Origin of the sequence: Caulobacter sp. S45, from assembly GCF_903642205.1 — a bacterium.
Classification (GTDB): domain Bacteria; phylum Pseudomonadota; class Alphaproteobacteria; order Caulobacterales; family Caulobacteraceae; genus CAHJWH01.
Genome location: NZ_CAHJWH010000134.1, coordinates 1 through 8,844, shown reverse-complemented (window position 1 = coordinate 8,844; position 8,844 = coordinate 1). Strand labels below are relative to the sequence as shown.

The following is an 8,844-nucleotide window of genomic DNA, read 5'->3' as shown; positions in this document are numbered from 1 at the left end:
CCGGCCGTAGGCGGCCTCATCGTCGGCGGGCTGGCGCTGGTCTCGCCTCAGGTGCTGGCGGCGGGGCACGGGGCGCTGCGGCTCGACTGGCCAATGGACATGTCGATGAAGGCGCTGGCCCTGCTCATCGTGCTGAAACTCGCCGCCTCGATGATCTCGCTAGGCTCCGGGTTCCGGGGCGGCCTGTTCTTCGCCTCTCTGTTCGTCGGCAGCCTGGTCGGCAAGCTCTACGGGGTGGGGCTGGAACGGCTGATGCCGGGCTTCGGCCTGGACGTCACCGCCTGCATGCTGGCCGGCATGGGCACGGTGGCCGTGGCCATCGTGGGCGGCCCGCTGACCATGAGCTTCCTGGTGCTGGAGACCACCGGCGACTTCACCCTGACCGGCGCGGTGCTGATGGCCTGCATCGCCGCCAGCCTGACGGTGCGCGAGGTGTTCGGCTACTCCTTTTCCACCTGGCGGCTGCACCTGCGCGGCGAGACCATCCGAAGCGCCGCCGACGTGGGCTGGGTGCGCTCGCTCACCGTCGGCCAGCTGATGCGGAAGGACGTCGCCACCATCGATGATCGCGCCACGGTCGCGGAGTTCCGCCGCCGCTATCCGCTCGGCTCGCGCAACTTCGTCGTCGTGCTGGACGAGGACCACCGCTACCGCGGCCTGCTGGCGACCCCGGTGGCGTTCGCCGCCGAGCTGGACGAGACGGCGGCCAAAAAGCGCATCGTGGAGCTGGCCCGCTTCGACGAGGTGGCGCTGCTACCCGACATGAACGTCAAGCAGGCGATGGACACCTTCGGCAAGGCCGAGGCGGAGACGCTGGCGGTGGTGGATGGCGTAGACACCAAGCAGGTCGTGGGCCTGCTCAACGAAGCCTACGCCACCCGCCGCTACGCCGAAGCGCTCAATGACGCCAACCGGGATGTGATCGGGACGGGCTGAGAGGGCTGGATCGGGAGACACTCCTGCAGCGCTCGATGTGCATCCGCTCAGCCTACCTCTCCGCTCATCCCGGCGAAGGCCGGGACCCAGATCAATAGACGCGGCGGTTAGAAGATGAGGCGTGCCTTTGGGCTCAGGCGGCGAGCCCTATGATCTGGGTCCCGGCCTTCGCCGGGATGAGCGGATTGAATCAAGCTGACAGAACGCCCCTCAGCTCTTGTCGTACACCGCCATCGACTTCTCCGACTCCTTGCCGGGCGTCCAGGAGGTGTCGGTCAGGGTCTTGCCGTCCGGGGAGACGGTCAGCATGCCCTTCTCGTACGCCTTGCCCTGCACGGTGATGGTGTAGTCCCACGTGCCCATGCCTGCGGCCTTGTAGCTGGCCATGGCGCCCGGCGGCACTGTCGGCCCCTTGATCGGGGCCGGCGTCCCGTCGGTCATGCCGATGATGGTCGATTTATAGGCGGGCGAAACCATCTCGTAGTGGCCGACCGCCGGGACCATGATCTTCATCGTGTCGTCGGTGGCCTGGACCTTCACGTCCTTCCACTTGCCGGCGAGGCCGGTCGAGCCTGAAAGCCGCTTGTAGACGGTGCTGCCCTTGGCCGTCGTGCCGTCCGGCCGGTACTCGGTCCAGGCGGAGCTGAGGGTCGATCCGTCCGCCGAGAGCATCCTGTGGCTCTTCACGACCACCTTGCCGTCGGCCTTGGCGACCATGTCCCACCCGTCGGCGCTGGTCTTGGTCCAGCTCGTCGTGCGGCCGGGCATGACGGGATAGTCCTTCCCGTCCATGGCGAAGTTGTAAGCCACCGCCCCGTCAGAATAGTGCATGCCGGTCGCGGTCTTGCTGTAGTCCAGGGTGTCGCCGGTGAACTGGCTCTTGGTGGTGTCGAGCTTCCAGGTGCCGGCGAACGGGCTGTCGGCCGCCAGGGCCACGCCGGACATCGCGCCGCACAGCGCGGCCGCAAGGACAAACTGCTTCATGATCTTCCTCTAAGCACGGTGAAGACGCGAGGCGTCTCTAGGCCTGCGCGCCGGAGATGCACGAGGCCGCAGGCGGCGAGCCTGGGCCTTGAACGCTAGGCGAGGAACTGAGATTGACCGTAGGCTGAACATTACGGCTCTGCAATACAGCTGCGATCGCCTTGTTAACCACGTCCCGTGAACCGGCCTTAACCATGCCGGCCTGAGACTCGGTCAGCGACGGGGCTGCGGCCTCGTCCTTCGACGAGCTCAGGATGAGGCCGAATGCGAGCGCCTGCAAAGACACGGTCCCCGGGCTTGAGTCCGCAAGGCGACATCCGCCTTCCGCCTCTTCCTGAGCTCGTCGAAGGACGAAGCGGCCCCACCGCCTTCCCCGAGGGAACCCTTCTCCAGGGCGACTGCCTGGACGAGCTCGCCAAGCTGCCCGACCGCTCGGTCGATCTCGTCTTCGCCGACCCGCCCTACAACCTGCAGCTCGGCGGCGAGCTGCTGCGGCCCGACAACTCCAAGGTCGATGCGGTGGACGACCACTGGGACCGCTTCGACAGCTTCGAGGCCTACGACCGCTTCACCCGCGCCTGGCTGAGCGAGTGCCGCCGGGTGCTGAAGGACGAGGGCGCGCTGTGGGTGATCGGCAGCTACCACAACATCTTCCGGGTCGGCTCGGCGCTGCAGGACCTCGGCTTCTGGCTGCTGAACGACGTGGTCTGGCGCAAGACCAACCCCATGCCGAACTTCAAGGGCACGCGCTTGACCAACGCCCACGAGACCCTGATCTGGGCCGCCAAGTCCTCAGGCCAGCGCCGCTACACCTTCAACTACGACGCGCTGAAGGTGTTCAACGACGACAGCCAGATGCGTTCCGACTGGACCCTGCCGCTCTGCACCGGCGAGGAGCGGCTGAAGGACGCCGACGGGGCCAAGGCGCACCCGACCCAGAAGCCGGAGGCCCTGCTGCACAGGGTGCTGCTGGCCTCCACCAAGCCGGGCGAGGTGGTGCTCGACCCCTTCTTCGGTACGGGCACCACGGGCGCCGCCGCCAAGCGGCTCGGCCGACGCTTCATCGGCATCGAACGCGAGGCGGCCTACATCGAGGTGGCGACCCGCCGTATCGCCGAGGTGATCCCCGTTCATCCCGAACAGCTCGCCGTCACCGGGTCCAAGCGCGCCGAGCCGCGCATCCCCTTCGGCATGATCCTGGAGGCGGGCCTGCTGCGCCCCGGCGACGAGCTCTACTGCCCCAAGGGCAGGCGCTCCGCCCGGGTGCGCGCCGACGGCAGCCTGGTGGCCGGCGATCTCTCCGGCTCGATCCACAAGCTGGGCGCCCTGGTGGACCAGGCGGCGGCCTGCAACGGCTGGACCTTCTGGCACCTGAAGACCGACCGCGGCCTGCAGCCGATCGACAGCCTGCGCGCCGAGGTGAGGGCCGGGCTGGCCTGACCTTGCCGCTCCAACGCCGCTTGGCTAGATATCCTTCATGGCCCTGCGCGAGATCATCATCGTTCCAGACCCGCGCTTGAAGCAGGTCTCAACGCCCGTCGAAGGCGGCGTGACCGACGACCTACGCACGCTCATGGACGACATGCTGGAGACCATGTACGCAGCGCCTGGGATCGGCCTCGCCGCCGTTCAGGTCGGCGTGATGAAGCGCGTCATCGTCATGGACCTGGCGCGTGAAGGCGAACCGCCGGCGCCGCGCCACTTCGTCAATCCCGAGATCACCTGGTCGTCGGAGGAGACGGTTCCCTACGAAGAGGGCTGTCTGTCCATCCCTGACATCTACGACGAGGTGCACCGCCCCGCGCGGGTGAAGGTGCGCTATCTGAACTATGCCGGCGAGACGGTGGAGGAGGAGGCCGAGGGCCTCTACGCCGTCTGCATCCAGCACGAGATGGACCACCTGAACGGCGTGCTGTTCATCGACCACCTGTCGCGGCTGAAGCGCGACCGCGCCGTGGCCAAGGTGAAGAAGGGCCGCTCCGCCAAGGCGGCCTAGGCCGCGGCTTCCGCCTGCCGCGTGTGGATGTCGGCGATCGTCTTCAGCAGGCGGACGGCGGAGGGCGCCGTCATCTCGTAGGGCTGGAACTGGCCGCGCCCGGCCAGGACCCGCAGGATGTCGGTATCGGCAGCGCTGAGGTCGTTGGCGCACATGGCCCAGCGGCCGAAGGCCCGCGCCGTGCAGAAGTCCGTCCCGATCACCTTCACCGACGAATGTCGCGCGTCGTGTGACACCCTCGCCCAGGTCGCCTGCACAGCATGGTCTGGACCCTCCAGCGTCTGGAGGAAAAAGCCGTCATGGGTCAGCAGCATGCCCGTTACGCCCGCCTTGGCGTTGTTGGCGCGCGAAACCTTCAGAACTGCACCTACGGTGGACGCAAGGTCGAGGCGCGCCGCGTCGGAGACGCGGCTGACATAGACGAGACGCGTGAGCTTGTTCATTCGCCACCTCCGAGCCGTTTTATGTGCTGCGGGTTAAAACGGGGTAGCAGGCGCAGACAGGGCCGCTCCACGGGGCTAAACACCCCCACCAGAATCCCACGAAAGAACCCCCATGCGCATCGGCGTGCCCAAGGAGATCAAGAGCCAGGAGAGCCGGGTCGGCCTCGTCCCCGGCGTGGTGCACGCCCTGACCGACAGCGGGCACGAAGTGTTCGTCCAGGCCGGCGCGGGCGAGGGCGTGGACGTCTCCGACCAGACCTACGCCTCCGCCGGGGCGAGGATCGTCGCCGACGCGCAGGCGGTGTTCGACGCCGCCGAGCTGATCGTGAAGGTGAAGGAGCCCCAGCCCGAGGAGATCGCCCGGCTGAAACCCCACCACACCTTGTTCACCTACCTGCACCTGGCGCCCGACCCCGAGCAGACCAAGGCGCTGATGGCGTCGGGCGCCACCTGCATCGCCTATGAGACCATCACCGACAAGGCCGGTCGCCTGCCCCTGCTCGCCCCCATGAGCCAGGTGGCGGGCCGCATGTCCGTGCAGGTGGGCGCGGCCGCCCTGCTCTCCCCCGCCGGCGGGCGGGGGCTGCTGATCGGCGGCGTGCCGGGCGTGCAGCCCGCCAAGGTGATGATCCTGGGCGGCGGCGTCTCGGGCGAGAACGCCGCGGAGATGGCGGTGGGCGTGCGCGCCGACGTGACGCTCTACGACATCAACCCCACCCGCCTGGCCCAGCTCGACGCCCAGTTCGACGGGCGTCTGCGCACCCAGTTCTCCGCTCGCGACGCGATCCTGGCGGGCCTGCGCGAGGCGGACCTGGTGATCGGGGCGGTGCTGGTCACCGGCGCCGCCGCCCCCAAGCTGGTCCGCCGCCAGGACCTCGCCACCATGAAGAAGGGCGCGGTGCTGGTGGACATCTCCATCGACCAGGGCGGCTGCTTCGAGACCTCGCGCCCCACCACCCATGCCGAGCCGACCTTCGTGGTGGATGGCGTAGTGCACTACTGCGTGGCCAACATGCCGGGGGCCGCACCCATCACCTCCACCTACGCGCTGGGCGCGGCGACGGCGCCTTACGTCATGAAGTTGGCTGACATGGGCATGGACTCAGCCTTCGCCGCCGACCCCGGCTTTGCCGCCGGGCTGAACGTGAAGGGCGGCAAGCTGACCTGCCGGCCGGTGGCGGAGTCGCTCGGCATGCTGGACCAGCTGGCGGCCTGAGCTGGGGGCGATCTCTTCCGGCAGATTGAAGAGGGCCTGGAGCTACACCTGCCCCACCGTCTTCAGCCTCGCCCGCGGGTGGATCTCGTTCTGGCTCATCACCACGGTCTGCCCCCGGAACCGCTCCACGATGGAGCGGACGTAGGGGCGCACGCCGGGACTGGTGAGCAGCACGCCGGTCTCGCCGGACTGTGCGGCGCGGTCGAAGGTCTCGCGCACGCTGCGGATGAAGCCCTGCAGCTTGGAGGGGGCGAGCGCCAGCTGCCTGTCCTCGCCCGTGCCGATCAGGGCGTCGGCGAAGCTCTGCTCCCAGTCGGGCGAGAGGGTGATGATGGGCAGGCTGCCGTCGTCGGACCGGTTGGCCCAGCAGAGCTGGCGGGCCAGCCGGCCGCGGACGTGCTCTACCAGGGCGGTGACGCCGGCGGACTGGCCGGCCGCCTCGCCGATCCCCTCCAGGATCATCGGCAGGTCGCGGATGGAGACCCGCTCCTTCAGCAAGGCCTGCAGCACCCGCTGCACGGTGGTGGCGGACACCACGCTGGGGATGATGTCGTCGGCCAGCTTCTTCTGCTCGGGCGTCAGCTCCTTCAGCAGCTTCTGCACCTCCGCGTAGGAGAGCAGGTCGCTCATGTTGTCCTTCAGCACCTCGGTCAGGTGGGTGGTGAGCACGGTGGCCGGGTCCACGATGGTGTAGCCGCGGAAGCTCGCCTCCTCCCGGAGCGAATCGTCCACCCAGGTGGCGGGCAGGCCAAAGGCGGGCTCGCGCATGTGCTCCCCGGGCAATTCCACCTGGCCGCCGCGGGGGTCCATGCACATCAGGCTGCCGATGCGCACCTCCCCGGTCCCGGCCTCCATCTCCTTGATGCGGAGCGCGTAGCCCTGGTTGGGCAGGCGCATGTTGTCCAGGATGCGGACCGAGGGCATGACGAAGCCGTAGTCGCCGGCCAGGGTGCGGCGGAGCGCGCGCACCTGGTCGGTGAGCTTCCTGCCGTCCACGTCGTTGATCAGGCTTAGCAAGCCGTAGCCCAGCTCGATCTTTACGTCATCGATAGCGAGTGCGGTGGAGATCGGCTCCTCCGGCGCTTCAGCTGGCGGGGCGGCGGTCCCGTCGGCGCTTACGGTCTTTGGCTTGTGCGACGACTTCCACGCCAGTGCGCCGGCGCCGAGCGCGATGCCGGCGAAGGGCAGGAGCGGCATGCCCGGCACCACCGCCATCACGCCGGCGGCCGCGGACACCATGCCGAGGCTCACCGGGTTGGTGGCGAGCTGGGCGACGAGCGCCTTGTCCGCGGACCCCTCGACGCCGGCCTTGGAGACCAGGAAGCCGGCGGCGATGGAGATGACCAGCGCGGGCACCTGGCTGACCAGGCCCTCGCCGATGGTCAGCACGGTGTAGGTGGACGCCGCAGTGGCGAACGACACGTGGTGCTGCAGCACCCCTATCAGCATGCCGCCCACGATGTTGACGCCCAGGATGATCATGCCGGCGACCGCGTCGCCCCGCACGAACTTGGACGCGCCGTCCATGGCCCCGAAGAAGGTGCTCTCCTGCTCCAGCTCCTTGCGGCGCTTGCGGGCGCCCTCCTGGTCGACCAGGCCGGAGGAGAGGTCGGCGTCAATGGCCATCTGCTTGCCCGGCATGGAGTCCAGGGCGAAGCGGGCGGCCACCTCGGCGATGCGGGTGGAGCCCTTGGTGATGACCACGAAGTTCACCACCACCAGGATGATGAACACGATCACCCCGATGACGAAGTTGCCCCCCATCATCAGCGCGCCGAAGGCCTGGATCACGTGACCGGCGGGGTCGCCGCCCTCGTGGCCGTGGGTCAGCACCAGCCGCGTGGAGGCGACGTCCAGTCCCAGCCGGAACAGGGTGGTGGCCAGCAGGACGCTGGGGAAGGCGGTGAACTCCAGCGGCTTGCTGATGAGCAGCGCCGTCATCAGGATCAGGACCGCGGTGGTCAGGGAGACGGCCAGCAGCAGGTCCAGCATCATCGCCGGCAGCGGCAGGATCAGCAGGGTGACGATGCCCACGACGCCGAGCGCCAACGCCACCTCGCCCCGCCCGACCACGCCCCAGACGTCGCCGGGCGTGGAGCGGGAGAGGGTGAACTTCGGAAGGGTCAGGCTAGCCATGGGAGACGTCTCCTCCCCTGCGAAGGGGGGGAGGGGGACCGCGCGAAGCGGGGTGGAGGGGGCGTAGCCGCCGCCGTCGCGTCAAGCTGGACGCCCCCTCCGTCACGGCGCGGCGCGCGCCGCGCCACCTTCCCCGCTGTGCAGGGGAGGAGAAGAGGGTCTGTTCAGCCACGGGCCTGCTCCCAAACCCCGACCTGCCGCGCCACCTCGGCCAGCGCCGCCTCGCCCGCGGCGGTGCTCGGATGGTCGGTGACGAAGCCGGCGATCACGAGCGGCGGGCGGCTGGGCGGCCAGGCCACGGCGATGTCGACGGTGCTGAACCAGCCCTCGTTCCAGGTGCCGGTCTTGTCGCCCACGCGCCATCCTGCAGGCAGGCCGGCGCGCAACCGCTTGTCGCCCGTGGTGTTGGCCACCAGCCAGTCGATCCACCGGGTGCGGGAAGCCGGCCTCAGCACATCGCCGAAAGCGAGACGGCGGAAGCTTTCGGCCATGGCGCGGGGCGTGGTGGTGTCGATGGCGTCCCCGAAGCGCGAGTGGTTCAGCTGCATTTCCGGGTGGGAGAGCTGGAAGGCGGGGTCGCCGGCCTGGCGCATCCAGGCCGTCAAGGCCTGCGGGCCGCCCACCAGGCGCAACAGCAGGTTGGCGGCGCCGTTGTCGCTGTAATCGACCGCCGCCGCGCAAAGCTCGCGCACCGTCAGCACGCCCTGGGCCACATGCGCGCGGGTCACCGGAGACCAGCCGACGAGGTCCGCCTCGTCGTAGGGCACGGGCTGGTCGAGGTGCAGGGCGCCCCGTTCCGCCTTCCACAGCACGAAGGCCGCCAGCGGCGCCTTGAAGCTGCTGCAGAACGGGAAGCGGCTGTCCGCGCGCCAGGCCAGGGTGCGGGCGGAGCCGGTGTCGAGCACGAACACGCCGAGCTTGCCGCCGGTGGCGCGCTCGAGGGCGGCGAAATCGGGCGTGGCGGCGAACGCCGCGACCGGCGCGGCCAGGATCAGGGCGGGCGCGGCGGCGAGAAGCGCGCGGCGATCAAGCGTCGCGGCGGCAGTTCCCCTCACCCTGCCCTCTCCCCGAGGGGAAGAGGGTTCAAGGCCGGCGGGACACCTGGGGCGGATCAAACCTCTCCCCTGTGGGGA

8 protein-coding genes are annotated in these 8,844 nt (G+C 69.2%); 4 read left to right on the top strand and 4 right to left on the bottom strand.

The genetic code is table 11. From position 1 onward, the window contains the following. Positions 1-936 (top strand): chloride channel protein (locus HUV06_RS12515; protein WP_174301596.1); only part of this gene is annotated, 936 nt, incomplete at its 5' end. A 210-nt stretch (positions 937-1,146) separates the two neighbouring features. On the opposite strand, the gene HUV06_RS12510 is transcribed toward HUV06_RS12515, so the two are convergent. Then, a complete protein-coding gene (locus tag HUV06_RS12510; RefSeq protein ID WP_174301595.1) occupies positions 1,147-1,920 on the bottom strand; it encodes a hypothetical protein in 774 nt (257 codons plus the stop codon). Between the two features lie 402 nt (positions 1,921-2,322). On the opposite strand from HUV06_RS12510, the gene HUV06_RS12505 reads away from it, so the two are divergent. Together HUV06_RS12505 and def are read left to right on the top strand one after the other, a co-directional pair. Continuing rightward, complete coding sequence (locus HUV06_RS12505) at positions 2,323-3,360, top strand: site-specific DNA-methyltransferase (protein WP_254601095.1); 1,038 nt, start codon at positions 2,323-2,325, stop codon at positions 3,358-3,360. Positions 3,361-3,397: 37 nt separating this feature from the next. After that, on the top strand, positions 3,398-3,916 hold the full coding sequence (def, locus tag HUV06_RS12500; RefSeq protein ID WP_174301593.1) for a peptide deformylase: 519 nt from the start codon (positions 3,398-3,400) through the stop codon (positions 3,914-3,916). Here the strand turns inward: def and HUV06_RS12495 are convergent. Further along, a complete protein-coding gene (locus tag HUV06_RS12495; protein ID WP_174301592.1) occupies positions 3,913-4,359 on the bottom strand; it encodes a BLUF domain-containing protein in 447 nt (148 codons plus the stop codon). The two genes, def and HUV06_RS12495, sit on opposite strands and share 4 nt — an antisense overlap. Positions 4,360-4,471: 112 nt before the next feature. Between HUV06_RS12495 and ald the strand changes: the two genes are divergently transcribed. Then, positions 4,472-5,575 carry an alanine dehydrogenase gene (ald, locus tag HUV06_RS12490; protein ID WP_174301591.1) on the top strand — a complete coding sequence of 368 codons (1,104 nt, stop codon included), beginning with the start codon at positions 4,472-4,474 and terminating at the stop codon, positions 5,573-5,575. 42 nt (positions 5,576-5,617) lie between these two features. On the opposite strand, the gene flhA is transcribed toward ald, so the two are convergent. Both flhA and bla read right to left on the bottom strand, forming a co-directional pair. Continuing rightward, positions 5,618-7,711, bottom strand: coding sequence for a flagellar biosynthesis protein FlhA (flhA, locus tag HUV06_RS12485; RefSeq protein ID WP_174301590.1), 2,094 nt, complete (start codon positions 7,709-7,711; stop codon positions 5,618-5,620). A 164-nt stretch (positions 7,712-7,875) separates the two neighbouring features. Beyond that, a complete protein-coding gene (gene bla, locus HUV06_RS12480) occupies positions 7,876-8,766 on the bottom strand; it encodes a class A beta-lactamase (protein WP_174301589.1) in 891 nt (296 codons plus the stop codon). Between the last annotated feature and the right edge of the window lie 78 nt (positions 8,767-8,844).